Consider the following 23,758-nt stretch of genomic DNA (forward strand, 5'->3'; position numbering starts at 1 on the left):
ATTCTAGATTTTAGATTTTATATTAATAAACCGATGATTTAAAATTTAAAATTTAAAATTTAAAATTCTAATTTATTATACTCTTCTTCTTTTTGGTGGTCTACATCCGTTGTGTGGCATTGGAGTCACGTCAACGATTTCGCTAACTTCAATTCCTGAATTGTGAATTGTTCTGATTGCAGATTCTCTACCTGCACCAGGACCTTTCACAAACACCTTCACTCTTCTAAGCCCAGCTTCGTGTGCTACCGCAGAGCAATTTTCAGCAGCCATTTGCGCTGCGAAAGGAGTATTCTTTTTAGAACCTCTGAATCCCATTTTTCCGGCAGATGCCCAAGAGATTACTTCTCCGTTTTTATTCGTCAAAGAAATAATAATGTTGTTGAATGATGCTTGGATGTGTGCTTCACCGATCGCTTCAACTTTTACTTTTCTTTTTTTAACTACTTTAGTCTGTTTTGCCATAATTCTTACCGATTATTTACTTGCTTTTTTCTTGTTAGCAACAGTTTTTCTCTTTCCTTTTCGGGTTCTAGAATTGTTTTTAGTTCTTTGGCCTCTTAAAGGTAATCCCAGTCTGTGACGTATTCCTCGTTGGCAACCAATATCCATCAATCGCTTGATGTTCAATTGTGTTTCAGAACGCAACTCACCTTCTACTTTGATGTTTTCAGTGATGTAGTTTCTGATTAATGCCAATTCATCGTCATTCCATTCGTTGACTTTCTTGTCTTCGCTGATTCCGGCTGCTTTAAGGATTTCGGAGGAAGTGCTTCTTCCGATTCCGTAGATGTAAGTTAAGCCGATAACGCCTCTTTTGTTTTTTGGTAAATCAATACCTGAAATTCTCGCCATAATTTAATTTTAGCCTTGTCTTTGTTTAAATTTTGGGTTTTTCTTGTTGATTACAAAAAGAACGCCTTTTCTGCGAACAATTTTGCAATCAGCACTTCTTTTTTTGATAGATGCTCTAACTTTCATTTGTTTTGGTTTAATTTTCCAACGGTTAGATGAACTCCAAGTGATTCCACCCCCTTTTGTTTAAATATTTAAATGACTAATAAAATCGGATGATTCTATTCGTTTTCTTATTATAATAATTTCCGGATTGTTCCGTAATTAGTATCTAAATGTGATTCTTCCTTTCGATAAATCGTAAGGAGATAATTCCAATTTTACCTTATCACCAGGCAAAAGTTTGATGTAATGCATTCGCATTTTACCGGAAATATGGGCAATAAGTACATGCCCATTCTCTAGCTCAACACGGAACTGAGCATTCGAAAGTGCTTCCGTAATTACGCCGTCTTGTTCTATATGTTTCTGTTTAGCCATATATCTAATTACTGATTTGTTGATCTAGATAATTTTGACTGCATCAAGCCATCATAATGGTGGTTCAGCAAATACGTATTGATTTGTTGAACGGTATCAAGGATTACTCCTACCATAATTAATAGCGATGTACCCCCGAAAAAGAGGGCAAATCTATCTGTTTGAACAAACACTCCGTGCACTATTGCCGGAAGGATTGCAAAGATAGCTAAAAATATTGATCCGGGCAAAGTTATTTTCGACAAAATGTCATCGATGTAATCCGCGGTCTCTTTTCCGGGTCTTACTTTAGGAATCAATCCGCCGTTTCTCTTCAAATCATCTGCCATTTGATTCACTGGAATAGTTATCGCTGTGTAGAAGAAAGAGAAAATAATAATCAACAATGCAAATAATACATTGTATTGCCAGCTGAATACATTTTTAAATCCGGCAAGGAAAGTATTGGTTTCATCAACTTTCGTTAAAAGACCAGGAACAAACATTAAAGCTTGTGCAAAAATGATCGGCATTACTCCCGAAGCATTTACTTTAAGTGGAATCCACTGTCTTGCACCTTGCATTAAATTTCTGTTTGATCCGCCTCTTGCCTGCGCACGGCTTACATACTGAATAGGAATTTTTCTTACAGCTACTGAAAGGATGATTGCTAAAAGCACCACCAACATCCAGAATAAAACTTCAATTAAAATCATAATAGTCCCTAAACCGCCTTTTCCGGTTTGTGTAGCAACCTCCTGAATAAATGCTCCCGGAAGATCTGCCAAGATCCCTACCATAATTAGGATTGAAATACCGTTTCCGATACCTTTATCTGTAATTTTTTCACCTAACCACATTGCGAATACCGACCCAGCTACTAATATTACAATACTTGGCAACCAAAACATGATGGACTCAGGATGCACATAATAAGCAGATGCAAATTGCGCATGTGGCAAGAACATTTGAGTAATAGAAGTAAGATAAGAAGGTGCTTGCACCAAACAAACTGCGATTGTTAACCATCTTGTAATCTGGTTCAATGTATTTCTACCACTTTCACCATCTTTCTGTAGTTTCTGAAGATAAGGAATAGCCATCCCCATAAGCTGAACGATAATCGATGCAGAAATATAAGGCATAATACCGAGAGCCATAATAGAAGCTCTACTGAACGCACCTCCCGTAAACGAAGAAAGCAACCCAAGAAGACCTGCTCCCTGCTTGTTGCCACCCTGGTTCTGGTAATGTTCCAAAAGATTCCCCACCTCGGCCATGTTAATGGCAGGTAGGGAAATATAAGATGCGAATCTATACACGAGGATCAACCCAAGGGTAAAAAGTATCTTCTCCCTAAGTTCCTTAAGACTCCAAATGTTTTTTAGTGTTTGTATAAATTCTTTCATTGTAATGATTATAGAGTAATTGCTTTACCTCCTACTTTCGCGATTGCTTCTTCAGCAGATTTTGTGAATTTGTGTGCAGAGATTGAAACCGCAGATTTCAATTCTCCTCTACCCATAATTTTCACAATTTCGCTTTTCTTAGCCAAACCGTTTTCTACTAAAATTTCTTTAGTGATTTCGGTGATGTTTTTTGCATCAGCTAAAAGTTGAATAGTATCAAGATTAATTGCTCTGTACTCTTTTCTGTTTACGTTGTTGAAACCGAATTTAGGAAGTCTTCTTTGCAAAGGCATCTGTCCACCTTCAAAACCGATTTTTTGGGAGTAACCCGCTCTCGCTTTTTGACCTTTGTGTCCTTTTGCAGAAGTACCACCTTTTCCACTTCCTTGCCCTCTACCAAGTCTCTTAGAATTGTGAGTTGCACCTGATGCCGGTCTTATATTATTTAAATTCATTTTTTTTAGATTTTAGATGTTAGATGTTAGATGTTAGTTTAAAAATCAGACTCAGTTCTAAGATAGTCTAAAATCTGATTTCTAACATCTAACTTCTATATAAATTTATTTTTGAACTTCAACTAAATGACTCACAGCAGCCACCATTCCTAAGATAGAAGGAGTAGCTTCGTGTTCAACAACTTGGTGAAGTTTTTTCAATCCTAATGCTTCAAGCGTTCTTTTTTGGGTTTTAGTTCTACCAATAGCGCTTTTTACTTGTTTTACTGAAATTTTTGCCATTGCTTTTATATTAACCGTTAAACACTTTACTTAATGAAACACCTCTTAATTTTGCGATATCCTCTGGTCTTCTGATGTCCAACAATGCTTTGAAAGTAGCTTTCACTACGTTGTGTGGGTTAGAAGATCCTTTTGATTTTGACAAAATATCGTGTACTCCTGCAGATTCCAATACTGCTCTTACCGCACCACCGGCGATAAGCCCGGTACCGTGAGAAGCTGGTCTTAAGAAGATATCGGCACCGCCGTATCTTGCAGAAGTTTGGTGAGGAATAGTGTGGTTGACTACAGGAACCTTCACTAAGTTTTTCTTTGAATCTTCTACAGCTTTTGCAATAGCGGAAGCAACTTCCTTTGATTTTCCTAAACCGAAACCTACAATACCTGCTTCGTCTCCTACAACAACAATTGCAGAAAAACCAAATGCACGTCCCCCTTTGGTAACTTTAGTTACTCTATTTACAGCAACGAGACGATCTTTTAATTCTAATCCTCCCGGTTTTACTTTTTCTATATTATCTAGTCCTAACATGTTTCCGAAATTTAATGATTAGAATTTTAGTCCGCCTTCTCTAGCACCATCAGCAAGAGCTTTTACTCTACCATGGTACACGAAACCGTTTCTGTCGAACACTATATTTTCAATTCCTGCAGCTTTAGCTTTTTCAGCGATTGCTTTTCCTACTTCTGCGGAAATTTCTACTTTGTTTCCTTTAGCGTTTAGGCTTCTAGAAGAAGCTGATGCTAAGGTTTTACCTGCTTTATCGTCGATTAGTTGTGCGTAAATTTCTTTATTGCTTTTGTAAACAGATAATCTTGGTAATTCTGAAGAACCAGAGATTTTCCCTCTCACTCTTCTTTTAATTCTATTTCTTTTTTCTACTTTGCTTAGTGCCATTTTCTTAAGTTTTAAAATTAAGCAGATTTACCAGCTTTACGTCTAACAATTTCACCTACGAATCTCACCCCTTTTCCTTTGTAAGGTTCAGGTTTTCTGAAAGATCTGATTTTAGCAGCAACCATCCCAAGAAGTTGTTTGTCGTATGAAGACAAAGTAATGATTGGGTTTTTACCTTTTTCAGATAATGTATCTAAAGTGATTTCTTTTGGAAGATCCAAAACGATACCGTGAGAGAATCCAAGAGCCATATCGAGTCTATTACCTTGGTGTGATGCTCTGTATCCTACCCCTACAAGCTCCAATTGCTTGGTGAAGCCTTCGGAAGTTCCTACAATCATATTGTGGATTAACGCTCTGTAAAGACCGTGTAATGCTTTATGTTGTTTTGATTCGGACGGTCTTTCTAAAGTAAGTATTCCGTCTTCTTGTTTTAGAGTGATTCCTTCACTGATTTGCTGTGTAAGTTCTCCTTTCGGTCCTTTCACAGTTACCAATCCGTCTTTTTCGGTTACGGTAACATTAGCAGGAATTTCTATAATTGATTTACCAATTCTTGACATTTTCCTTTGATTAAAAATTAATAAACATAGCAGATTACTTCTCCACCCACTTTTTCTTGTCTAGCTTTTTTATCTGTCATAACTCCTTTAGAAGTTGAGATAATAGCAATACCCAAACCGTTCAATACTCTTGGTAGTTCTTCAGAACCTTTGTATTGTCTTAAACCTGGTCTTGAAGCTCTTTGAATGCTTTTGATAGCAGGTTTGTTGGTTTGTTTGTCGTACTTTAAAGCGATTTTGATATTTCCTTGAACAGCGCTATCTTCGAACTTGTAATTCAAGATATAACCCTGCTCAAATAAAATTTTTGTAATCTCCTTTTTGATTTTCGATGCAGGAATATCCACCACTTTGTGGCCTGCGCTTTGTGCGTTCCTTACTCTGGTTAGGAAATCTGAAATTGGATCTGTTACCATTTTTCTTTTTTGATTGTTATTGGTTAATGATAATTAGTTTTGAAAAAAGAAGCAAGAGCAAAGAACAAAGAGCCAAGACTTCATCTTTTCTCTTTATTCTTTTTTCTTTTATCTTATAATCAACTTAATTATCTCGATTGTTATAAATTGTTACCAACTTGCTTTTTTCACTCCCGGGATCAAACCTGCGTTTGCCATTTCACGGAAAGTTACTCTAGAAATACCGAAGGTTCTCATGTAACCTCTTGGTCTTCCTGTTAGTTTGCATCTGTTGTGCAATCTTACTGGTGAAGCGTCTTTCGGCAATTTTTGTAATGCTTCGTAATCTCCGGCTTCTTTCAAAGCTTTTCTTTTCTCAGCATATTTTGCTACTGTAGCTTCTCTTTTGCGCTCACGCGCTTTCATTGATTCTTTAGCCATTTTTTAGTTCTTTTTGAAAGGTAAACCGAAGTGAGTTAATAATGCTTTTGCTTCTTTGTCAGTTTTCGCGGTAGTAACGAAAGTGATGTCCATCCCCTGGATTTTTTTCACTTTGTCGATTACGATTTCAGGGAAGATGATTTGCTCGGTAATCCCTAAGTTGTAATTTCCTCTTCCGTCGAAACCATCAGCTTTGATACCGTTGAAATCTCTGATTCGCGGTAAAGCTGAAGAAGTTAATCTGTCTAAGAACTCATACATTTGGTTTGCTCTTAGGGTCACTCTTGCTCCTACAGGCATTCCCTTTCTTAGTTTGAAAGCTGCCTCGTCTTTTTTAGAAAGTGTTCCAACTGCTTTTTGGCCGGTGATTGCGGTAAGTTCTTCAACTGCATAGTCAACAATTTTCTTGTCAGCTGTTGCAGCTCCCAAACCTTGTGATACAACGATTTTCTCTAATTTAGGAACCTGCATTACAGATTTGTACCCAAATTCTTCCATCATTGCAGGAACAATTTTCTCTTTATATGCTTTTTTTGGTCTTGCTACGTATTCCATAATTAAATTTCCTTACCGGTTGTTTTAGCAATTCTTACTTTTTTATCTCCGTCCACTTTGTAACCTACTTTGGTTGCTTTTCCGTTTGCATCAAGCAATGCTACGTTTGAAATATGGATAGATGCTTCTTTTTCTACAATTCCGCCTTGTGGGTTTGCTGCTGAAGGTTTAGTATGTTTTTTAACGATATTTAAACCTGCAACGATCACTCTAGCATCTTTGCCTTCTTTTCTAATCACTTCAATAACTTCACCTTTTTTACCTTTAATTTCTTTCTTACCGGTAGTGATGATTACGTTATCTCCTCTTTTGATTTTTAACTTTGTCATTTTCTGTAAATTTTAAAATTAAAGTACTTCAGGAGCTAATGAAATGACTTTCATATATTCTTTATCTCTCAGTTCACGAGCAACCGGTCCGAATACACGGGTACCTCTCATTTCGCCGGCTGCGTTTAGAAGAACACAAGCGTTGTCATCGAATTTGATGTATGAACCATCTTTTCTACGAACTGCTTTTTTAGTTCTCACTACTACTGCTTTAGAAACGGTTCCTTTTTTAGCGTTTCCTTGTGGTGTAGAATCCTTGATAGTCACTACGATTTTATCACCAACTGAAGCATATCTTCTTCTGGTTCCTCCCAGAACTCTGATCACTAGTACTTCTTTTGCACCTGTGTTATCAGCAACTTTTAATCTTGATTCGGTTTGTAACATTACTTAGCTTTTTCAATGATTCGTACTAATCTCCATCTTTTACTTTTACTTAAAGGTCTTGTTTCAGTAATTAATACTGTATCTCCTTCAGTACACTCGTTGTTTTCGTCGTGAGCGGTATATTTTTTCGTTTTTAGAACGAATTTACCGTACATCGGGTGCTTTACTCTGGTAGTTTCACTTACAACAATGGTTTTTTCCATTTTATTGCTGGAAACAATTCCGATTCTTTCTTTTCTTAAATTTCTATCCATGATAAAATGAAATTCTTATTGTTGTTTTAGTGTTAATTCAGTTTCAAGACGAGCAATTGTTCTTCTCAAGTCTTTAATTTGAATTGGATTCTCAATCGGGCTGATTGCGTGTGCAAGTTTCAATTTGTTGAAATCTGCTTTAGCTTCAGCTAATTTGTTCTGGATATCTCCTGCGCTTAGATTTTTGATGTCAGCTTTTTTCATAATAATTTGAGATTATTGAGGTTGAACAAAATCGTTAGCGACTACAAATTTGGTAACTACCGGTAATTTTTGTGCGGCAAGTCTTAGTGCTTCTTTCGCTACATCGTAAGGAACACCACCTACTTCGAACATAATTTTTCCTGGTTTTACTACAGATACCCAATATTCTACGGCACCTTTACCTTTACCCATACGTACTTCGGCTGGTTTCTTGGTAATTGGCTTATCCGGGAAAATTTTGATCCATAGCTGACCTTCTCTTTTCATATATCTTGTAGCAGCGATACGAGCTGCTTCAATTTGTCTTGCAGTGATCCAAGCTCCTTCTGTTGCTTTGATACCGAAAGTTCCGTAAGCAAGTTGATTACCTCTTTGGGCAATCCCCTTCATTTTCATCTTGTGAACTTTACGGAATTTGGTTCTTTTTGGTTGTAACATAATTTCTTAAATTTTAGATTTTAGATTTTAGCTTTTAAAAAAGTAACGGTCATTTAAAACTGTCCTCTAAAATTTTATTAATTATTTTCTTTCTCTTGGTCTTCTGTCTCCTCTATCGCCTCTATCGTTTCTCTCACCTCTTCCTCCAGATGCTTTCTTTTGTTGGCCTACAAGTGGGGATAAGTCTCTTTTTCCGTAAACTTCTCCTTTCATGATCCAAACTTTCACACCTAGTTTTCCGTACTGAGTCAATGCTTCACCGATATGATAATCGATATCTGCTCTGAAAGTTGACAATGGGATTCTTCCGTCTTTGAAAGATTCGCTTCTTGCCATCTCAGCTCCGTTCAATCTACCTGAGATTTGTACTTTGATTCCTTCAGCTCCCATTCTCATGGTGCTTTGAATTGCCATTTTCACGGCTCTTCTGTAAGAAATTCTATTTTCGATTTGTTTTGCGATGCTGTCAGCAACTAATACTGCATCAAGTTCAGGTCTTTTGATTTCGAAGATATTGATCTGGATGTCCTTATCGGTAATCTTTTTTAATTCTTCTTTTAATTTATCAACTTCCTGACCTCCTTTACCGATGATAAGTCCCGGTCTAGCAGTAGTGATTGTTACTGTTACTAATTTCAGGGTTCTTTCAATATAAATTCTTGAAATACCACCTTTAGATAATCTAGCTTCAAGGTATCTTCTGATTTTGTAATCTTCAGCGATTCTGTCGCCGTAGTTTTTACCACCAAACCAGTTCGAATCCCATCCTCTGATGATACCTAATCTGTTACCAATTGGATTTGTCTTCTGTCCCATACCTTGATTATTTATTGTCTTTAGTACCTAAAATTAGTGTAATGTGGTTCGATCTTTTTCTGATTCTGTGTCCTCTACCTTGTGGTGCAGGTCTTAGTCTCTTCAATTGTCTAGCACTATCAACCATAATTTCTTTTACGATTAAGTTTGCTTCTTCGATATCCGCTCCTTCGTTTTTAGCTTGCCAGTTTGCCATTGCAGAAAGAAGAACTTTCTCCAATTTGTTGGAAGCTTCTTTTTTAGAAAACTTAAGGATAGCTAAAGCTTTATCTACTTCTACTCCTCTGATGATATCAGCAACTAATCTCATCTTTCTTGGAGAAGATGGGCAATCATTATGTAACGCTTTTGCCACATCCTGGTTTGCTATTTTACGTGCTAATGCACTTTCTCTTTTTCTTGATCCCATGATTATCTACCTCCTTTATTTTTGTTACCACCGTGACCTCTGAAAGATCTTGTCGGAGAAAATTCGCCTAACTTGTGACCTACCATGTTTTCGGTTACGTATACCGGGATAAAAGATTTCCCGTTGTGTACTGCGATGGTTTGTCCTACGAAGTCCGGAGAGATCATTGACGCTCGAGACCAAGTTTTAATTACTGTCTTTTTATTAGACTCTATATTTGCCTGAACCTTCTTATCTAAAGTATGATGAATGAAAGGTCCTTTCTTAAGTGATCTTGCCATAATTATTTTCTTTTAGATACGATAAATCGGTTAGACGCTTTGTTTTTCTTTCTAGTTTTGTAACCTTTAGCCGGCATACCGTTTCTAGATCTTGGGTGACCTCCTGAAGAACGTCCTTCACCACCTCCCATTGGGTGATCAACTGGGTTCATTACAACTGGTCTAGTTCTAGGTCTTCTTCCTAACCATCTGCTTCTACCTGCTTTACCGGAAACGGTAAGTTGGTGGTCGCCGTTGGAAACAGATCCAATCATAGCCATACATTCAGTAAGAATCATTCTGGATTCACCTGAAGGTAATTTTACGATTGCATATTTACCGTCTCTTGAAGTTAATTGCGCTGAAGATCCTGCACTTCTTGCCATTACCGCACCTTGTCCAGGTCTTAGTTCGATACAAGATACTACAGTACCTAAAGGAATATTCTTCAACTTCATTGCATTACCTACGTTAGGTTCTGCAGCATCCGCAGCGATTACTTTCTGATCTACTTTGATACCGTTTGGAGCGATGATGTATCTCTTCTCTCCGTCTGCGTACTCAACTAGTGCGATGAAAGCCGTTCTGTTTGGATCGTACTCTACAGTTTTTACCGTTCCTTCAACATCAAACTTGTTTCTTTTGAAGTCGATAATTCTGTACTTTTGTTTGTGTCCACCTCCGGTGTAACGCATGGTCATTTTACCAGTATTGTTACGACCACCTGACTTTTTAATACCAACGGTTAGAGACTTCTCTGGTTTGTTGGTAGTAATTTCCTCAAAGTTGTTTACAACTCTGAATCTCTGTCCCGGGGTGATAGGTTTTAATTTTCTAACAGACATTACTATTGTTTATAATTAATTAATTCGTTGCAAAAATATCAATTACTTCACCTTCTACAAGGGAAACAACTGCTTTCTTCAATTTGTTGGTTTTCCCAACCTGTAATCCTTTTTTGGTGTGTTTCGCTGAAACTTTAGGAGCGTAAATCATTGTTCTTACGTCTGCTACTTTTACACCATAAGCATCTTCTACTGCTTTTTTGATCTGGATTTTATTCGCTTTTGTATTCACAAAAAAAGAATAAGCTCCTCTCAAATCGGTAAGATAGTTTGCTTTTTCTGAAATGATTGGTTTAATAATAATAGACATGATTTATTTTCTTAAGTTTTCCTGAAATTTTTCGATAGCACCTTCTAAAAATACAATCTCGCCAGCGTGTACCAAATCGTAAGAACTGATCTCGTTATAAGTCAATACTGTAGTTTTAGGTAAATTTCTTGATGACAGATATACATTTTTGTTAGCTTCCGGTAAAATGTAAAGAGATTTTTTACCTTCAAATCCTAATGCGTTGTTCAGTGTGATAAATTCTTTAGTTTTCGGAGCTTCAAAGTTGAAAGCTTCTAAAACTTTAATAGAATTGTCTCTCATCTTCTGAGAAAGCACAGATTTTTTCGCTAATCTTTTCAAAGCTTTGTTCAATTTGAATCTGTAGTCTCTTGGCTTTGGACCGAAAACTCTACCTCCACCTCTGAATGTAGGAGATTTGATATCCCCGTATCTTGCAGATCCAGATCCTTTCTGCTTTTTAAGCTTTTTCGTAGAAGCTGTAATTTCGCTTCTTTCTTTTGATTTATGTGTCCCTTGTCTTTGTGCAGCAAGGTATTGTTTCACTTCTAAGTAAACCGCGTGCTGATTTGGCTCAATTCCGAAGATTGCCTCGTCTAACTGAACTGTTCTTCCGGTTTCTTTTCCTGATGTATTGAATACTACTAGTTCCATTTTCTGATAATTACATAAGAATTTTTTGCTCCCGGAACAGCACCTTTTACTACTAAAAGATTTTGTTCTTCATCTACTCTTAACACTTGAAGGTTTTGTACGGTAACTTGCTTACCTCCCATTCTACCTGCCATACGCATTCCTTTGAATACTCTGGACGGGTCGGATCCTGCACCGATGGAACCTGGAGCTCTTAATCTGTTGTGCTGTCCGTGAGTCGCTTGCATTACCCCACCGAAGTTGTGTCTTTTAACAACCCCTTGGAAACCTTTACCTTTTGAAGTTCCTGTAACGTCAACAAATTCGCCTTCTGCGAACAAATCAACTTTCACTTCATCTCCAACGCTTAATTTGTCCACGAATTCATGATAGAATTCTACCAATTTAGCTTTTGGAGCAGAACCAGCCTTCTTGAAATGGCCGGCTAACGCTTTACCAACGTTCTTTTCACTCTTGTCATCGAAACCAAGTTGAGCAGCTTTGTACCCATCTTTTTCTACGGTTCTGACCTGTAAAACCGAGCAAGGACCAGCTTGAATAACTGTACATGGCATGTTTTTGCCATTTTCGTCAAACAAGGAAGTCATCCCGATTTTTTTACCAATAATACCTGACATTATTTATATATTATATTAAGTTCACGTTTGCCAATCGAGGTTTTAGTGATTTCTACTTCTGAAATAGGCATACTTCTTCCCTAAATTGAGTGTGCAAATGTATGAAGTTTTTTTGAATTGACAAACAGTGAGTTAAAAAAATATTCAAAAAAACCTACAATTCATCCAACTGTTGATTAATACATCATTGGAAATAAAAAAGATAAATCATCTGGAAAGAAAAACATAAGGAAGTAAACATTTTAGGAACAACGCACTAAATATCATGAAATAAACAATCCCATTAATCTTCAGATGCGCCGTTCAAATCTCTGCCTCTTTTTTTGAATTCATGGTTATTTTTGGCAGCATCGATAGAATGAGACTGATGCAAATCATTATCGCTTTCCGCCAAGTCGGATAATTCCTCGTAAAACTTATGCAAGTTATCTAGCTCCTTTTCCGTCAAATCCTCAATATCCACAATCCTATTGCTGGCCTTTCCACTGGCGGCAATCAATTCATTTAATTTAATTTGGATCGCTTTGGAATCTTTGTTTTGCGCCTTTTGAATTAAAAAAACCATCAAAAAAGTAATAATTGTTGTTCCGGTGTTGATGACGAGTTGCCAGATTTCTGAAAAGTTGAAAAACGGGCCCGAAATTGCCCAAATAACAACAATTAAAGCTGCGCCAATAAAAGCCGGCGAACTTCCGGTAAATGCTGTTGCTTTGTTCGCAAAGCTTTCGAAGAGAGATTGATTTGGTTTAGCCATTTAAATTTGTGATTTTCTGATGAATAAAATTATTAAAATTATCTGAACTGCAGCTACAAGAAAAAACGTAAGAAGAAAACTCCGTTTGGAAGTCTTATGGCGAAAAAGTAACACGTTAAAATAGAGCCTATTGATCCTCCCAAAAACGTTACTACTAACAGGGTGTTTTCTGGAATTCTCATTCTACTATTTTTTGCCTGAAATTTGTCAGTTGCAAAAATGAGAAAACTCATAATGGTAAGAGATAGTAAATAAATTTCAGGAAAATTCATCCTCAAAAATAAAACTTTAAACCTTTGTTTTCACCAACCGATGATAATAAATGACAAAACCTGTAACCGGAAGCAGACAGCCGATAAGTGTAATAATAAAATAGAAAATAATACTCGGAAGCCCCATAATTTCTCCCGTGTGTAAAGGTTTTGAAAGCGAAGTGAATTGCTTATTCAATGGTTTTTCAGAAAAAATATCTTTGGTTTTCAGTTCGCCTTTTTTATCAAAAGTTAGTTCATTGGGAAGAAGAGCGCCAAGAAAATTATCAGTATCAATTTTTGTGACAGTGTATCTTGGATTTTCGGAATTTGGATAATTAATTGAAATAATTCCTGGTTTTGGAAAAAACTTTTCCGTTGTAGAAATTAGCTCGTTTATAGACACTTGCTTTTCTTGATCAATTTCTGATTTTTCCTTCTGTCGATCGAGCATATCATTCATTAAAGAAGCAAAAGCATCATCACTCTCTTTGTTTTGTTCAGAATTAATTTGACTTAAAGATTCTCCGCCAAGCGAAACAATCAATGCATTTTTCACCCAAGGATAAGTGATGTAAAGACCTGTAATAGAAATAAACGCTAAAAAAATCATGGTGTAAAACCCAAAAACATTGTGCACATCATAGTTCAGGCGTTTAAATTTAGCATTGAGTTTGATGGTTAAATTTTGCTTTAAATATTTCAACTTTTTAGGAAGCCAAAGAATAAAACCGGAAAACATTAAATATAAAAACATCAAAACGCCAACACCTAAAATTTGTCGCCCAACTTCTCCCATTAAAAGCGTTTTGTGGATATCCAGAACGATTTCAAAAAAACGATCTAAAGACTGGTCGGAAACTCCCAATTCTTTTTTTTGGTAAGGATCATAAAAAGATGTTTTTAAATCACCCGATTGATTGGTGTAACTGATTACCCAGCTTCGGTTTGATTTATCCGGAAGCAGAATTGCAGTGATTTTCTTTTTCTCTGATTCTAATTTTTTAATTAATTCATCCGGAAGTTGTTTTGTATTTTCAATCTTTTCAACAAAAACCAAATCACGATTATAAAGTTCTGTAATTTGTGTTTTGAAAGCATACAAACATCCCGTTAAACATAATGTAAACACAACCAAAGAAGACAAAAGCCCGAACCAGAGGTGCGTTAAATACATGAAGTATTTAAGAAAAGATTCATTTTTTCTTTTTTTCCGGAACAAACTTTTAAATATTTTTTTCATTGTTTTTAGAATTGACGGAGCCGAGGTTACGCATAATAACCCCAGCCCCTAAAGAATAATCTAACTATATGATATGAATTCTTATTTTATTCTCTTCCTTTAAATTGGATTTCTTTAACCGTTTCTTCAAATTTTTGATATTTTTCCGCAGGAAGTGCAGACTGTATTGCTGCTTTTCTTTGGGTATCAAATTTTTGCCAATATTCCTCAGCCAATTCATTGTTTCCGTGATAAACATCGTGTGCATCAGAAAATGCTTTTTCAAAAGCGTCGTTGGCAGCATTTACCACTTGAAATTCTTCGTTGGTTAGTTCCGCGTTGGTTTTAATCTTTGATAAAAGTTCGTCGTTGTAACGAGGTCTTTTTCTCGAATTTTTATCTACAAAATCGTTGAATTTCACCATTTCCACAGGAGTTAAAACAGTTGCCATTTCAACAGCTTGCTGTTCACGTACCTTTTCTTGTTTTGATAACAAAGCGATACGATCCATTTGTCTTCCATTCGCAGTTGCAGCATTGTAATTTTCTTCCTGAATTTTGGAATATTTTGCGGTGATTTCGTCAAACTTTTTAGACTTTTCGTCGGAAAGTTTCAGTTCATTTTTTACTTCGGTGAAGTCGAACGATTTTCCTTTTCCTTCTTTTTTACAAGCGATAATGGCTAAACTGGCGATAAATGAAATTAAAATTGTTTTAAAAATATTCATGATGGTAAAATTTAGAATTTGTAATTAAGTTGAACACCAAAGTTTTTTGGATTGATTCGGTTTATATATCCGCCTCTGAAATAAGAGTTGTAGCCTTCTGCATCGAAGATGTTATTCAAGAAAACTCTTAAACCCACTTGTTTGTAAACATATCCAACTTGTGCATCAACAGTTGTGTATGCTTTCATATCGAATGGTTTTACACCAGGAATTGTATTATGAATGATTGTTCTTTGGGTATATTCATTCACTGGTCTTTCGCCAACATAATAAACTCCCGCTCCTAAATCTAACCCATTTAAAGCACCTTCTTTAAAGGCATAATTCAACCAAGCATTTGCCGTGTGATTCGGCGCGTTCATCGGTTCAGAACCATTGACATAAGCAGGACTGTCTTTATATTGTGCATCGAGATATGCATAACCAGCCATAACCTGAAGGTTTCTGTTGATTCTACCAATGACCTCGGCTTCAATTCCTTTTCTTTCAAGATTTCCAGCTAAATCGTAGTAACCGGTTGCTGCACCAGATTCGTTTAACACACTGAATGAAAGGTTGTCATTATTAATATAAAACAATGTAAGATTAAATCTTAATTTTTCTTCTAACCAATCAGATTTAACACCAGCTTCCCATTGCGTTGTTTTTCCAGGACCTACAACATCGCCATTTTGCATCGGGTTATTGGCTTCTCGTAAAGAGGTAGTTGTCGTATAAGAACCGAAAAGATTAACATTTTCAACTGGTGAAATTAAAACTCCGACAGAAGGATTCACCGCAGAAACATCTTCTTGTTCTTCAGGAGCACCATTAAGCTTGCTGTATCTCAAACCTAAGTTTAATTTTAAATATTTATTGAAAGTCACAACATCTTGCGCCATCAAACCAATTGTTGGTGTTAAAGTTTTAATGTTTCGTTTATCTCCTAAATAAAATTCAAAACCTTGTGGAAGTTCATTAGGAATATCTTGTAAAACATTGATCACATCAGAATAATGTGCATATCCTCCAGCTTGGTTATAATAAGTATAAGAATTAATATCCGATTGGTTAAAATCAAAACCAACTTGGAAAGTATGATTAATTAACCCTGTTTTTACATCTTGTCCGATAAAATCAAATTGGAAAACTTGGCTTTTATCGTCACGACCATATTTTTGTAAACTTCTTGTTCTTTCTGCATAGCCAGTTTGAGCATTTCCTCTGCCCAAGAAAGAAGCTTCTGTATCAACTTCGTAAGACGAATTAAAATAGGCAGCTCTTAGTTTTAGTTTATCCGTTAATTTACGATCAATCATTGTTGAAAAACTAAATGTTTGAAGTGCATTATTTTCGGAAGTGAACCCCAAAAATTTATCTTTCGGCATATCGTAGATTGCATAAGTATCATCAGTTCCGAAATTCACTGTACCAAGACTTGGTGTTGTATCGTCCTTCATATAATCCATCTGAACAATGATATTGGTTTTATCATCTGGTTTAAAACCAAAAGATGGGTTGATATAAATTCTTTCTGTACTAACATGTTTTGTAAAAGAGTTGTTGTTTTGGTAGGCAACATTTAAACGAGCGGAAACTCTTCCCTTTTTATCAAGAACTCTTTCCAAATCCAAAGTTGGACGATAGAAATCCCAACTTCCAAAACGAAATCCTACATTACCACTATTAATATATAGGGGAGTTTTTGTAACTACATTAATAACACCTCCCGCAGAACCAAGTCCGTTACCGATACCTTGTGTAATAGCAGCTGAACCTTTGATTACTTGGATGCTTTCCACGCCTTGCATGTCAGTTAACATTGCTGCAGTACGGAAATCGCCATCCATCATTACTCCGTTTTTAAGAACAGGAACACCTCTATAACCTCTAATGGACATACTTTCTCTAGTTCCACCATAATTTGCGAATTGAGTAACACCTGGTACATTTTTCGCAACATCAGTTACTGTTAACCCACCTAAATCTTCAATAACCTTGCTAGAAATTACAGAAATACTTTGAATTTGATCTCTCGGTTTCAAAGGCATTCTTGTGATAATCTCCAAACCTTTTGGCTGTTTTTTGGGAATACCAAAAAGTTGAACTTCTTCGATATTCTCTACTGATTTTAAAGTGTCATTTTCCACTTGAGCATTGGCAAGCACTGCTCCCAAAACAAAAGATGCTAGTGTTATTGTTCGTTTCATTAGTTAATTTTTATTTAAATGCAAATTTATTATTTTTATTTATTCTAAATAAATTTTAAACATGATAAATATCACTTTTTGTAACGACAGATAAGATAAAAAAATCCGCCCTCTTTCGAGAACGGATTTGTTATCATAGCAAAGTGCTGTTGACACGCAATAAATCGCGTCTCTACAAAATCACACTTTAATTTCTACGTCAACTCCTGAAGGAAGCTCTAATTTCATTAGGGCATCTACAGTTTTAGAAGAAGAAGAATAGATGTCCATCAATCTCTTGTGAGCTGAAAGCTGGAACTGCTCTCTTGCCTTCTTGTTTACGTGCGGAGATCTCAACACGGTGAAGATTCTCTTGTTGGTTGGCAATGGAATTGGTCCGTTTACAACAGCACCAGTCGCTTTTACCGTTCTCACGATTTTCTCAGCAGATTTGTCTACCAAATTGTAATCGTAAGATTTTAGTTTTATTCTGATTCTTTGTGACATTTTAATCTAAATTTTAATATTAACCTCTTGCTTTAGCGATTACGTCTTCGGCAACGTTTGTAGGTGCTGCTTCGTATTTTTCGAATTCCATAGAAGAAGTTGCTCGACCAGATGAAAGGGTTCTAAGTGAGGTTACGTATCCGAACATTTCAGAAAGCGGAACGAATGCTTTGATTACTTTCGCGTTATTTCTGTCGTCCATACCGTTTACAGTACCTCTTCTTCTGTTCAAATCTCCTACGATGTCTCCCATGTATTCTTCCGGAGTTACAACCTCCAGTTTCATAATTGGTTCCATGATAACAGGTTTCGCTTTTTTACCAGCTTCTTTGAAGCCCATCTTAGCAGCAAGTTCGAAGGAAAGTTGGTCAGAATCCACTGGGTGGAAAGATCCGTCTTTCAATACTACTTTGATACCATCGATTTCGAATCCAGCAAGTGGACCGTTTTTCATTGCTTCTTTGAAACCTTTTTCTACCGCAGGAACAAATTCTTTTGGAATGTTACCCCCTTTGATTTCATTTACGAATTCAAGACCAGCTTTGTTATCATCTGCAGGACCAATTTCGAATACGATATCTGCAAATTTACCTCTACCACCAGATTGTTTTTTGTAAACTTCTCTGTGGTTAGCAACCATGGTAAGGTTTTCTTTATATTCTACTTGAGGTTGACCTTGGTTTACTTCAACTTTGAACTCTCTTCTCATACGGTCAACAATAATGTCGAGGTGAAGCTCACCCATACCGGAAATGATTGTTTGTCCAGAAGCTTCATCAGTTTTCACTGTGAAAGTAGGATCTTCTTCTGCTAATTTAGCAAGAGCGTTACCCATTTTATCTTGGTCAGCTTTAGTTTTTGGTTCAACAGCGATACCGATTACTGGATCAGGGAAAACCATAGATTCTAGAACGATTGGGTTCTTTTCGTCTGATAATGTATCTCCAGTTTTGATATCTTTAAAACCTACAGCAGCACCAATATCTCCAGCTTCAATAACTTCTACTGGATTTTGCTTGTTAGCGTGCATTTGGTAGATTCTAGAAATTCTTTCTTTGTTACCAGATCTTGTGTTCAATACATAAGATCCCGCATCTAATTTCCCCGAATAAGCTCTAAAGAAAGCTAATCTTCCTACGAAAGGATCCGTAGCAATTTTAAATGCTAATGCGGAGAATGGTTCGTTTACGTCTGGTTTTCTAGTAATTTCAGCGTCTGTTCTTGGATCAATTCCTTTGATATCGTCTTTATCCATCGGAGAAGGAAGATATTTACAAACTGCGTCAAGCATGAACTGAACCCCTTTATTTTTGAATGAAGAGCCACAAGTCATCGGGATGATAGACAAATCGATGGTTGCTTTTCTTAATGCTTCGTTGATTTCTTCTTCAGAGATAGAATCTGGATCTTCGAAGAATTTCTCCATCAAAGTTTCGTCGTAATCAGCTACTGCTTCAACTAATTTTTCTCTGTAAAGCAACACATCGTCTTTCATATCTTCAGGAATTGGAACTACCTCGAAAGTAGCACCTTGTCCTGCTTCATCCCAAACGATTGCTCTGTTTTTGATAAGGTCTACAACCCCTTTGAAATCTTCTTCAGCACCGATTGGTAAAACGATTGGAACGGCATTAGATCCTAACATGTCTTTAACTTGGTTTACCACGTTAAGGAAGTCAGCACCTTGTCTGTCCATTTTGTTTACGAATCCCATACGAGCAACTTTATAGTTGTCCGCAAGTCTCCAGTTGGTTTCAGATTGTGGTTCAACTCCATCTACTGCAGAGAAAAGGAATACCAAACCATCTAGTACACGAAGAGAACGGTTTACCTCTACGGTAAAGTCAACGTGTCCCGGTGTATCGATAATGTTGAAGTGATATTCTTTAGTTTCTGGTAAAGTTTTACCTTGATCTGTTGGGAAATTCCATTTACAAGTAGTTGCAGCAGAAGTAATTGTAATACCTCTTTCAGCTTCTTGCTCCATCCAGTCCATTGTTGATGCACCTTCATGAACCTCACCAATTTTGTGAGTTTTACCTGTATAGAATAAAATTCTTTCTGTTGTGGTGGTTTTTCCTGCATCAATGTGCGCAGCAATACCTATATTTCTTGTATATTTAAGATCTCTTGCCATTTCAGATTAGAATTTAAAGTGTGAAAATGCTTTGTTAGCTTCAGCCATTCTGTGAGTGTCTGTTTTCTTTTTGTAAGCAGCACCTTCTTCTTTTGCAGCAGCGATAACTTCAGCAGCTAATTTCTGAGCCATTGATTTATCGTTTCTTGCTTTTGAATATTTGATTAACCATTTCATTGCCATAGAAATTTTTCTATCTGCTCTGATTGGCATTGGAATTTGGAAGTTAGCACCACCGATTCTTCTTGAACGTACTTCTACGTGAGGCATTACGTTGGTTAAAGCATCTTTCCAGATTTCCAAAGAAGTTTTTTCATTATCTCCTTTTTTGCTTTCTACGATATCTAAAGCATCATAGAAAATTTTGAATGCGATAGATTTTTTTCCATCAAGCATCAAATTGTTTACGAATCTTGTTACCAGTTGATCATTAAATTTAGGATCCGGTAACAACGGTCTTTTTTTCGCTTTTGTTTTTCTCATTGTTTCGTTTCTTACTAATTAATGATTACTTTTTCTTACCTTTTGCAGGTGCTGCAGCTGCTTGACCTGGTTTTGGTCTTTTCGCTCCGTACTTAGATCTTCTTTGGGTTCTGCCGTTTACTCCTGCAGTATCCAAAGCTCCACGAACAATGTGATAACGTACTCCCGGTAGGTCTTTCACCCTTCCTCCGCGTACCAATACTATCGAGTGCTCTTGAAGATTGTGTCCTTCGCCCGGGATATAAGCGTTGACTTCTTTACCGTTAGAAAGTCTTACCCTTGCAACTTTTCTAAGTGCAGAGTTCGGTTTCTTTGGGGTAGTAGTATATACTCTTGTACATACACCTCGTCTTTGTGGACAGGAATCAAGTGCAGCCGATTTACTCTTCTTGGTAAGTGCGACTCTTCCTTTTCTAACTAATTGTTGAATAGTAGGCATTTAATTGCTTTTTATTTTAGGGTGCAAAAGTATGAAATATTTTTTAACCCACAAATACAATTATCTAATTTATAAGATTTTGTACTGAATATTTATCTTCCCATTTATTTTAAAATCAATTCAGAGGTATATAAAACTTGAGATTTATTTTTAATCGTATCAATTTTTAACCATTTGATTTGTGGATTAATCGTTCCTGCGATCGATTGTTTAATCTCCCCTTTTTGGTTATTGGTATGTTGATAATTGAAGGTTTTTCCGATAATTGGTATGTGATAAGTCGTAAGCGAGACTTCTGCTTTTTTCTCATCATTATACAGATACTTTTTATGACTGAATTGAGGCATTTGCGATTCTATTTGCTTCTTATTATTCAAGTAATTCACCGGTGTTTTCAATGCATAAACCGTTAAAAAGAAAAGAAAGAAACTTCCTAAACCAAAAATAAAAGCATCCGATTTTAAATTTTTAAAATAAATAATAAGAAATGAAAAGAACAAACAGAAATTAGCCGCAGCAAGCATTCTCACATTCATTTCCTCGATTTGCTGAAAATAATAAGATACAAACAATGAAACAGCATAAACCCCAGAAACTACCCAAAGTAATTGATGAAAATCCAATGCGATTACTTCCTTTTTCTTCCGAACCAATTGTATAAAATAAAAAAGCAGCAACAAATCAAAAATCATCAAACCGATCTGAAAAGCGAGACTTGCAAAACTATTAGAAGCAGGTTTAATCATAATAAAAGGATCGAAAACAGCCGAAACTCCCAAAATATTACGAAGTAAGTAAACCGAAGAAAATTGTTGCAAAGTTCCCCTTACATTTTCTCCAGTGAAACTACCATATATATATAAGTTGAATCCCAAATATCCCGCAATTCCAATGCCGGCAAACAGTAAAACTTGAAACAAATCTTTTTTTAGAGGAAAAGAATGCTTTATCAAAATAGTAATCAACCAGAAAAATCCAACTCCAAGATAAATGTAAACTCCTGAATATCGAATTGTAAAGAGCAAGAATAAAAGTAATGAAGCAAAAAAAACAAATTGATATTGGCGAAATTTTCCAATAAATCTTTCATGAAAGACATAAAAAAGAAAATATAAAAGAAAAATAAACGGAGCTTCCGAAATGAAATATCCAAAAACAAAAAAAGCAGTATTCCCGGTAAAGAGCAGCACCGTTTCTTTAAAATAAAACTTCTTGAAATAAGAAAAAAGAAGTACCGCCACAACCATTGATATATTCAGAAATTTGGCTGACCAAAAATAATCCCGAAAAACTAAATGAAACAATTCTATTAAATTGGAAATCCTATCGGAAACAAATTCGTTTTCAGTTGTGGCAAATCCGAAGCAATTCCAAAATAAGAAAGACTATCCGCACCTGCGCCTCCCGCTGGAAGAAAAAAAGATTGAAAAAAATAAACCAACACGATAACAAAAGCCAAAACAATATATTTTCTCATAAATAATCCTAAAAAATTTCATTAATCAAGCAAATATGCAAATTTTTAAAATTTAATTCTACATTTCAACTTTTGATATATATTTGTACACTTAAAAAACACACTATTGAATGAATAAATTTCTATTCTTTTTACTCTTTTCGCAATTGTATTTCTCGCAAAATTGGAGCATTTCTTTTGCGGAAAGATCCTCATTAATCAATATTTACAACTCAACTTCAGGAGAAACGTGGAGCCAAAAATGGGATTTGGAAAAAGATCCCAAAAACTGGTACGGAATCAAAATAAAAAACGGCAGCGTAATCGAAATTAATCTCCGCGGAAATGCTTTGAAAGGCAATTTCCCGATGTCGATTTCGAATTTCAGCAAACTTCAGAAATTGGATTTAAGTTCCAACCAACTTTCCGGTGAAATTTCGCCAGCAATTTCTGTTTTAGGCAATTTGGTTCGAATCGACATCAGCAACAATCGATTGACAGGCGATCCTACTTCGTCGATTCTTCCGCTGTCCAATCTTCAGGAAATTTCGCTCGGAAACAATCAATTTGCAATTACCGACATCAATGCTTTTTTGCAGAATTTTCCTTCTTTAAAGATTTTAGATCTTTCTCACACCAATCTAAATACGGTTCCTGCAAAAATATCAACTTTAACCAATCTCGAATCGTTGAATTTAAGCAACAATACCATTTCACAGAATTTTAGCAATTTATCAAATCTCATCAATCTCCGTGAATTGAACCTTTCCGGAAACCAACTCACGAAAATTCCTTCCGAACTTACCGCGCTTTCCGCGCTTACTTCTTTGGATTTGAGCAATAATTTATTTACCTCAAATTACGCCACGGTTCTGGGAAATTTACAAAACTTGGAATGGCTTTCCTTGGCAAACAACCAAATCTCGGTTTTCCCGGCGGAACTTTCACAGCTAAAAAAATTAGTTCATTTAAATTTTTCGGGAAACAAAATTTCCGGCGGTTTCGAAAGCTTGTTGAGTTTAAAAGATCTCGAACAAATTTATCTGGACAAAAACGAAATTTCTGGTGGATTCCCCACTTCACTACTTCAGTTGGGAAAGCTTCAAATGCTTTCATTGACGGGCAACCGACTTTCGGGCGAAATTCCTGAAAACCTTCCCGCGATTACTTTTTTAGAAAACAATCGATTTACAAAACAGGAAATAAAAAATTTCATTCTTAAAAATAAAGACTTTGCAGATTTCACTTATTCACCACAACGATACGACGAGCCGAAAAATGTTTACGCAACTTTAGGTTCTTCAACTTCATTAACGCAAGCGCTTTCCGGCAACGAATATCAATTTTCTTGGTACAAAAATTTGGATCAAAAAATTCCCGGAACCTTTGAAAGTTATTATATAAGTAATGTTGAAGATGATGATTTGGCCTTGTACACCTGCGAAGCATACGTTTTCGAGGAATTACCAAACGAGTTGATGGAAATTTCGTTTTTCAGAGAACCGGTAACTTTGGTAAAAGAGCTGGGAACAAAAGAAATAAAGAATGATTTAGTCGTTTATCCTAATCCTACAACCGATTTTCTTTATATTAAAACTTCAAAATTAGACCTTGAAAAAGTGTTTATTTTCGATCTTAGCGGAAAGCTTTTATTCTCGGAAAAATCAAAAACAATCGACGTGAGGAATCTGCCTTCCGCAACGTATATCATTTCTATAAAAACTTCCGATACTTTGAAATCATTTAAATTCATTAAACATTAAGCATCAAAATTCTTTCATATTAAAAAAATCGTCTTG

The 23,758-nt window shown here is 36.1% G+C and carries 37 protein-coding genes; 1 reads left to right on the forward strand and 36 read right to left on the reverse strand.

The genetic code is table 11. The features are described from left to right. Nucleotides 1-75 precede the first annotated feature (75 nt). From rpsK to AP75_RS14200, 36 genes are all read right to left on the reverse strand, one after another. Nucleotides 76-465 (reverse strand): 30S ribosomal protein S11, encoded by a 390-nt coding sequence (rpsK, locus tag AP75_RS00835; protein ID WP_039364102.1) that lies wholly within the window; start codon nucleotides 463-465, stop codon nucleotides 76-78. Between the two features lie 12 nt (nucleotides 466-477). Continuing rightward, the gene (gene rpsM / locus AP75_RS00840; protein ID WP_055041710.1) at nucleotides 478-855 is read right to left on the reverse strand and encodes a 30S ribosomal protein S13; all 378 of its coding nucleotides are present in this window, start codon (nucleotides 853-855) and stop codon (nucleotides 478-480) included. 9 nt (nucleotides 856-864) lie between these two features. Further along, nucleotides 865-981 carry a 50S ribosomal protein L36 gene (rpmJ, locus tag AP75_RS00845; RefSeq protein WP_007839480.1) on the reverse strand — a complete coding sequence of 39 codons (117 nt, stop codon included), beginning with the start codon at nucleotides 979-981 and terminating at the stop codon, nucleotides 865-867. A gap of 138 nt (nucleotides 982-1,119) precedes the next feature. Next, entirely contained in the window at nucleotides 1,120-1,335 is a 216-nt protein-coding gene (gene infA, locus AP75_RS00850) for a translation initiation factor IF-1 (RefSeq protein WP_031503426.1), read from the reverse strand. A gap of 8 nt (nucleotides 1,336-1,343) precedes the next feature. Beyond that, complete coding sequence (secY, locus tag AP75_RS00855; protein WP_031503424.1) at nucleotides 1,344-2,723, reverse strand: preprotein translocase subunit SecY; 1,380 nt, start codon at nucleotides 2,721-2,723, stop codon at nucleotides 1,344-1,346. Nucleotides 2,724-2,731: 8 nt separating this feature from the next. Further along, on the reverse strand, nucleotides 2,732-3,178 hold the full coding sequence (gene rplO / locus AP75_RS00860; protein WP_031503422.1) for a 50S ribosomal protein L15: 447 nt from the start codon (nucleotides 3,176-3,178) through the stop codon (nucleotides 2,732-2,734). A gap of 105 nt (nucleotides 3,179-3,283) precedes the next feature. Beyond that, nucleotides 3,284-3,460: a 50S ribosomal protein L30 gene (gene rpmD, locus AP75_RS00865; RefSeq protein ID WP_031503420.1), complete on the reverse strand. Its 177-nt coding sequence runs from the start codon at nucleotides 3,458-3,460 to the stop codon at nucleotides 3,284-3,286. Between the two features lie 10 nt (nucleotides 3,461-3,470). Further along, nucleotides 3,471-3,992 carry a 30S ribosomal protein S5 gene (rpsE, locus tag AP75_RS00870; protein ID WP_088263397.1) on the reverse strand — a complete coding sequence of 174 codons (522 nt, stop codon included), beginning with the start codon at nucleotides 3,990-3,992 and terminating at the stop codon, nucleotides 3,471-3,473. An 18-nt stretch (nucleotides 3,993-4,010) separates the two neighbouring features. After that, a complete protein-coding gene (gene rplR / locus AP75_RS00875) occupies nucleotides 4,011-4,358 on the reverse strand; it encodes a 50S ribosomal protein L18 (protein WP_088263398.1) in 348 nt (115 codons plus the stop codon). Between the two features lie 17 nt (nucleotides 4,359-4,375). Next, entirely contained in the window at nucleotides 4,376-4,921 is a 546-nt protein-coding gene (rplF, locus tag AP75_RS00880; RefSeq protein ID WP_031503414.1) for a 50S ribosomal protein L6, read from the reverse strand. Between the two features lie 17 nt (nucleotides 4,922-4,938). Beyond that, entirely contained in the window at nucleotides 4,939-5,337 is a 399-nt protein-coding gene (gene rpsH, locus AP75_RS00885) for a 30S ribosomal protein S8 (RefSeq protein WP_031503411.1), read from the reverse strand. 150 nt (nucleotides 5,338-5,487) lie between these two features. Next, on the reverse strand, nucleotides 5,488-5,757 hold the full coding sequence (rpsN, locus tag AP75_RS00890; protein WP_031503409.1) for a 30S ribosomal protein S14: 270 nt from the start codon (nucleotides 5,755-5,757) through the stop codon (nucleotides 5,488-5,490). Between the two features lie 3 nt (nucleotides 5,758-5,760). Then, a complete protein-coding gene (rplE, locus tag AP75_RS00895; RefSeq protein WP_031503407.1) occupies nucleotides 5,761-6,312 on the reverse strand; it encodes a 50S ribosomal protein L5 in 552 nt (183 codons plus the stop codon). Nucleotides 6,313-6,314: 2 nt separating this feature from the next. Further along, nucleotides 6,315-6,641, reverse strand: a complete 327-nt coding sequence (gene rplX, locus AP75_RS00900; RefSeq protein WP_031503405.1) for a 50S ribosomal protein L24 — start codon at nucleotides 6,639-6,641, stop codon at nucleotides 6,315-6,317. Between the two features lie 18 nt (nucleotides 6,642-6,659). Next, on the reverse strand, nucleotides 6,660-7,028 hold the full coding sequence (gene rplN / locus AP75_RS00905) for a 50S ribosomal protein L14 (protein ID WP_031503404.1): 369 nt from the start codon (nucleotides 7,026-7,028) through the stop codon (nucleotides 6,660-6,662). After that, entirely contained in the window at nucleotides 7,028-7,285 is a 258-nt protein-coding gene (gene rpsQ, locus AP75_RS00910; RefSeq protein ID WP_088263399.1) for a 30S ribosomal protein S17, read from the reverse strand. Before rpsQ ends, rplN begins: the two co-directional genes overlap by 1 nt. 12 nt (nucleotides 7,286-7,297) lie before the next feature. Then, a complete protein-coding gene (gene rpmC, locus AP75_RS00915) occupies nucleotides 7,298-7,486 on the reverse strand; it encodes a 50S ribosomal protein L29 (RefSeq protein WP_031503402.1) in 189 nt (62 codons plus the stop codon). Between the two features lie 12 nt (nucleotides 7,487-7,498). Continuing rightward, nucleotides 7,499-7,924 (reverse strand): 50S ribosomal protein L16, encoded by a 426-nt coding sequence (gene rplP, locus AP75_RS00920; RefSeq protein ID WP_031503399.1) that lies wholly within the window; start codon nucleotides 7,922-7,924, stop codon nucleotides 7,499-7,501. Nucleotides 7,925-8,005: 81 nt separating this feature from the next. Beyond that, the gene (gene rpsC, locus AP75_RS00925) at nucleotides 8,006-8,740 is read right to left on the reverse strand and encodes a 30S ribosomal protein S3 (RefSeq protein WP_031503602.1); all 735 of its coding nucleotides are present in this window, start codon (nucleotides 8,738-8,740) and stop codon (nucleotides 8,006-8,008) included. 7 nt (nucleotides 8,741-8,747) lie between these two features. Beyond that, nucleotides 8,748-9,149 carry a 50S ribosomal protein L22 gene (rplV, locus tag AP75_RS00930; RefSeq protein ID WP_031503600.1) on the reverse strand — a complete coding sequence of 134 codons (402 nt, stop codon included), beginning with the start codon at nucleotides 9,147-9,149 and terminating at the stop codon, nucleotides 8,748-8,750. 2 nt (nucleotides 9,150-9,151) lie between these two features. Continuing rightward, entirely contained in the window at nucleotides 9,152-9,430 is a 279-nt protein-coding gene (gene rpsS, locus AP75_RS00935) for a 30S ribosomal protein S19 (RefSeq protein ID WP_028122169.1), read from the reverse strand. Nucleotides 9,431-9,432: 2 nt separating this feature from the next. Beyond that, entirely contained in the window at nucleotides 9,433-10,254 is an 822-nt protein-coding gene (rplB, locus tag AP75_RS00940; protein ID WP_031503596.1) for a 50S ribosomal protein L2, read from the reverse strand. 19 nt (nucleotides 10,255-10,273) lie between these two features. After that, nucleotides 10,274-10,564, reverse strand: coding sequence for a 50S ribosomal protein L23 (gene rplW, locus AP75_RS00945; RefSeq protein ID WP_031503594.1), 291 nt, complete (start codon nucleotides 10,562-10,564; stop codon nucleotides 10,274-10,276). 3 nt (nucleotides 10,565-10,567) lie between these two features. Then, on the reverse strand, nucleotides 10,568-11,197 hold the full coding sequence (gene rplD / locus AP75_RS00950; protein ID WP_031503593.1) for a 50S ribosomal protein L4: 630 nt from the start codon (nucleotides 11,195-11,197) through the stop codon (nucleotides 10,568-10,570). Continuing rightward, complete coding sequence (gene rplC / locus AP75_RS00955; RefSeq protein WP_031503591.1) at nucleotides 11,188-11,814, reverse strand: 50S ribosomal protein L3; 627 nt, start codon at nucleotides 11,812-11,814, stop codon at nucleotides 11,188-11,190. The genes rplD and rplC overlap by 10 nt, the downstream gene beginning before the upstream one ends. Before the next feature lie 283 nt (nucleotides 11,815-12,097). Then, on the reverse strand, nucleotides 12,098-12,568 hold the full coding sequence (locus AP75_RS00960) for a low affinity iron permease family protein (RefSeq protein ID WP_031503589.1): 471 nt from the start codon (nucleotides 12,566-12,568) through the stop codon (nucleotides 12,098-12,100). A gap of 53 nt (nucleotides 12,569-12,621) precedes the next feature. Continuing rightward, nucleotides 12,622-12,840: a DUF1294 domain-containing protein gene (locus AP75_RS14870; protein WP_084186120.1), complete on the reverse strand. Its 219-nt coding sequence runs from the start codon at nucleotides 12,838-12,840 to the stop codon at nucleotides 12,622-12,624. Between the two features lie 16 nt (nucleotides 12,841-12,856). Further along, complete coding sequence (locus tag AP75_RS00970; protein ID WP_088263400.1) at nucleotides 12,857-14,062, reverse strand: PepSY-associated TM helix domain-containing protein; 1,206 nt, start codon at nucleotides 14,060-14,062, stop codon at nucleotides 12,857-12,859. 86 nt (nucleotides 14,063-14,148) lie between these two features. After that, complete coding sequence (locus AP75_RS00975) at nucleotides 14,149-14,769, reverse strand: hypothetical protein (protein WP_088263401.1); 621 nt, start codon at nucleotides 14,767-14,769, stop codon at nucleotides 14,149-14,151. An 11-nt stretch (nucleotides 14,770-14,780) separates the two neighbouring features. Next, nucleotides 14,781-16,958 carry a TonB-dependent siderophore receptor gene (locus AP75_RS00980; RefSeq protein WP_088263402.1) on the reverse strand — a complete coding sequence of 726 codons (2,178 nt, stop codon included), beginning with the start codon at nucleotides 16,956-16,958 and terminating at the stop codon, nucleotides 14,781-14,783. 180 nt (nucleotides 16,959-17,138) lie between these two features. Continuing rightward, a complete protein-coding gene (gene rpsJ / locus AP75_RS00985) occupies nucleotides 17,139-17,444 on the reverse strand; it encodes a 30S ribosomal protein S10 (RefSeq protein ID WP_031503579.1) in 306 nt (101 codons plus the stop codon). Between the two features lie 19 nt (nucleotides 17,445-17,463). After that, nucleotides 17,464-19,581 (reverse strand): elongation factor G, encoded by a 2,118-nt coding sequence (fusA, locus tag AP75_RS00990; RefSeq protein WP_088263403.1) that lies wholly within the window; start codon nucleotides 19,579-19,581, stop codon nucleotides 17,464-17,466. Nucleotides 19,582-19,587: 6 nt separating this feature from the next. Then, complete coding sequence (gene rpsG / locus AP75_RS00995; RefSeq protein WP_031503577.1) at nucleotides 19,588-20,064, reverse strand: 30S ribosomal protein S7; 477 nt, start codon at nucleotides 20,062-20,064, stop codon at nucleotides 19,588-19,590. A gap of 25 nt (nucleotides 20,065-20,089) precedes the next feature. After that, nucleotides 20,090-20,503: a 30S ribosomal protein S12 gene (gene rpsL, locus AP75_RS01000; RefSeq protein WP_031503575.1), complete on the reverse strand. Its 414-nt coding sequence runs from the start codon at nucleotides 20,501-20,503 to the stop codon at nucleotides 20,090-20,092. Nucleotides 20,504-20,607: 104 nt separating this feature from the next. Beyond that, a complete protein-coding gene (locus tag AP75_RS01005; protein WP_143755759.1) occupies nucleotides 20,608-21,528 on the reverse strand; it encodes a hypothetical protein in 921 nt (306 codons plus the stop codon). A 284-nt stretch (nucleotides 21,529-21,812) separates the two neighbouring features. Beyond that, on the reverse strand, nucleotides 21,813-21,980 hold the full coding sequence (locus AP75_RS14200; protein WP_158212059.1) for a hypothetical protein: 168 nt from the start codon (nucleotides 21,978-21,980) through the stop codon (nucleotides 21,813-21,815). Between the two features lie 110 nt (nucleotides 21,981-22,090). Between AP75_RS14200 and AP75_RS01010 the strand changes: the two genes are divergently transcribed. Further along, nucleotides 22,091-23,722 carry a leucine-rich repeat domain-containing protein gene (locus AP75_RS01010; RefSeq protein WP_088263405.1) on the forward strand — a complete coding sequence of 544 codons (1,632 nt, stop codon included), beginning with the start codon at nucleotides 22,091-22,093 and terminating at the stop codon, nucleotides 23,720-23,722. Nucleotides 23,723-23,758 lie beyond the last annotated feature (36 nt).

Origin of the sequence: Kaistella haifensis DSM 19056 (assembly GCF_000735695.2) — a bacterium.
In the GTDB taxonomy this organism is placed as follows: domain Bacteria; phylum Bacteroidota; class Bacteroidia; order Flavobacteriales; family Weeksellaceae; genus Kaistella; species Kaistella haifensis.

Bases quoted from the DNA above. Each gene is read 5' to 3' on its own strand.
- AP75_RS00980 (WP_088263402.1), bottom strand. From the start codon at position 16,958: ATGAAACGAACAATAACACTAGCATCTTTTGTTTTGGGAGCAGTGCTT.
- rplC (WP_031503591.1), bottom strand. From the start codon at position 11,814: ATGTCAGGTATTATTGGTAAAAAAATCGGGATGACTTCCTTGTTTGAC.
- AP75_RS00975 (WP_088263401.1), bottom strand. From the start codon at position 14,769: ATGAATATTTTTAAAACAATTTTAATTTCATTTATCGCCAGTTTAGCC.
- rpsJ (WP_031503579.1), bottom strand. From the start codon at position 17,444: ATGTCACAAAGAATCAGAATAAAACTAAAATCTTACGATTACAATTTG.
- rplX (WP_031503405.1), bottom strand. From the start codon at position 6,641: ATGACAAAGTTAAAAATCAAAAGAGGAGATAACGTAATCATCACTACC.
- AP75_RS14200 (WP_158212059.1), bottom strand. From the start codon at position 21,980: ATGAGAAAATATATTGTTTTGGCTTTTGTTATCGTGTTGGTTTATTTT.
- rplW (WP_031503594.1), bottom strand. From the start codon at position 10,564: ATGTCTATTATTATTAAACCAATCATTTCAGAAAAAGCAAACTATCTT.
- rplO (WP_031503422.1), bottom strand. From the start codon at position 3,178: ATGAATTTAAATAATATAAGACCGGCATCAGGTGCAACTCACAATTCT.
- rplE (WP_031503407.1), bottom strand. From the start codon at position 6,312: ATGGAATACGTAGCAAGACCAAAAAAAGCATATAAAGAGAAAATTGTT.
- rpsL (WP_031503575.1), bottom strand. From the start codon at position 20,503: ATGCCTACTATTCAACAATTAGTTAGAAAAGGAAGAGTCGCACTTACC.
- rpsC (WP_031503602.1), bottom strand. From the start codon at position 8,740: ATGGGACAGAAGACAAATCCAATTGGTAACAGATTAGGTATCATCAGA.
- rplN (WP_031503404.1), bottom strand. From the start codon at position 7,028: ATGTTACAAACCGAATCAAGATTAAAAGTTGCTGATAACACAGGTGCA.
- rpmJ (WP_007839480.1), bottom strand. From the start codon at position 981: ATGAAAGTTAGAGCATCTATCAAAAAAAGAAGTGCTGATTGCAAAATT.
- rpsS (WP_028122169.1), bottom strand. From the start codon at position 9,430: ATGGCAAGATCACTTAAGAAAGGACCTTTCATTCATCATACTTTAGAT.
- secY (WP_031503424.1), bottom strand. From the start codon at position 2,723: ATGAAAGAATTTATACAAACACTAAAAAACATTTGGAGTCTTAAGGAA.
- rplB (WP_031503596.1), bottom strand. From the start codon at position 10,254: ATGTCTGTTAGAAAATTAAAACCTATCACCCCGGGACAGAGATTCAGA.
- fusA (WP_088263403.1), bottom strand. From the start codon at position 19,581: ATGGCAAGAGATCTTAAATATACAAGAAATATAGGTATTGCTGCGCAC.
- rpmD (WP_031503420.1), bottom strand. From the start codon at position 3,460: ATGGCAAAAATTTCAGTAAAACAAGTAAAAAGCGCTATTGGTAGAACT.
- rpsH (WP_031503411.1), bottom strand. From the start codon at position 5,337: ATGGTAACAGATCCAATTTCAGATTTCCTAACCAGAGTAAGGAACGCA.
- infA (WP_031503426.1), bottom strand. From the start codon at position 1,335: ATGGCTAAACAGAAACATATAGAACAAGACGGCGTAATTACGGAAGCA.
- rplV (WP_031503600.1), bottom strand. From the start codon at position 9,149: ATGGGATCAAGAAAAAGAGAAAGTGCATTAGCACGTAAAATAGCAAAC.
- rpsM (WP_055041710.1), bottom strand. From the start codon at position 855: ATGGCGAGAATTTCAGGTATTGATTTACCAAAAAACAAAAGAGGCGTT.
- rplF (WP_031503414.1), bottom strand. From the start codon at position 4,921: ATGTCAAGAATTGGTAAATCAATTATAGAAATTCCTGCTAATGTTACC.
- rpsN (WP_031503409.1), bottom strand. From the start codon at position 5,757: ATGGCTAAAGAATCAATGAAAGCGCGTGAGCGCAAAAGAGAAGCTACA.
- rpsK (WP_039364102.1), bottom strand. From the start codon at position 465: ATGGCAAAACAGACTAAAGTAGTTAAAAAAAGAAAAGTAAAAGTTGAA.
- AP75_RS14870 (WP_084186120.1), bottom strand. From the start codon at position 12,840: ATGAATTTTCCTGAAATTTATTTACTATCTCTTACCATTATGAGTTTT.
- AP75_RS00960 (WP_031503589.1), bottom strand. From the start codon at position 12,568: ATGGCTAAACCAAATCAATCTCTCTTCGAAAGCTTTGCGAACAAAGCA.
- rplD (WP_031503593.1), bottom strand. From the start codon at position 11,197: ATGGAACTAGTAGTATTCAATACATCAGGAAAAGAAACCGGAAGAACA.
- rplR (WP_088263398.1), bottom strand. From the start codon at position 4,358: ATGGCACTAAGCAAAGTAGAAAAAAGAAATAGAATTAAAAGAAGAGTG.
- rplP (WP_031503399.1), bottom strand. From the start codon at position 7,924: ATGTTACAACCAAAAAGAACCAAATTCCGTAAAGTTCACAAGATGAAA.
- AP75_RS01010 (WP_088263405.1), top strand. From the start codon at position 22,091: ATGAATAAATTTCTATTCTTTTTACTCTTTTCGCAATTGTATTTCTCG.
- rpmC (WP_031503402.1), bottom strand. From the start codon at position 7,486: ATGAAAAAAGCTGACATCAAAAATCTAAGCGCAGGAGATATCCAGAAC.
- AP75_RS00970 (WP_088263400.1), bottom strand. From the start codon at position 14,062: ATGAAAAAAATATTTAAAAGTTTGTTCCGGAAAAAAAGAAAAAATGAA.
- rpsE (WP_088263397.1), bottom strand. From the start codon at position 3,992: ATGTTAGGACTAGATAATATAGAAAAAGTAAAACCGGGAGGATTAGAA.
- rpsG (WP_031503577.1), bottom strand. From the start codon at position 20,064: ATGAGAAAAACAAAAGCGAAAAAAAGACCGTTGTTACCGGATCCTAAA.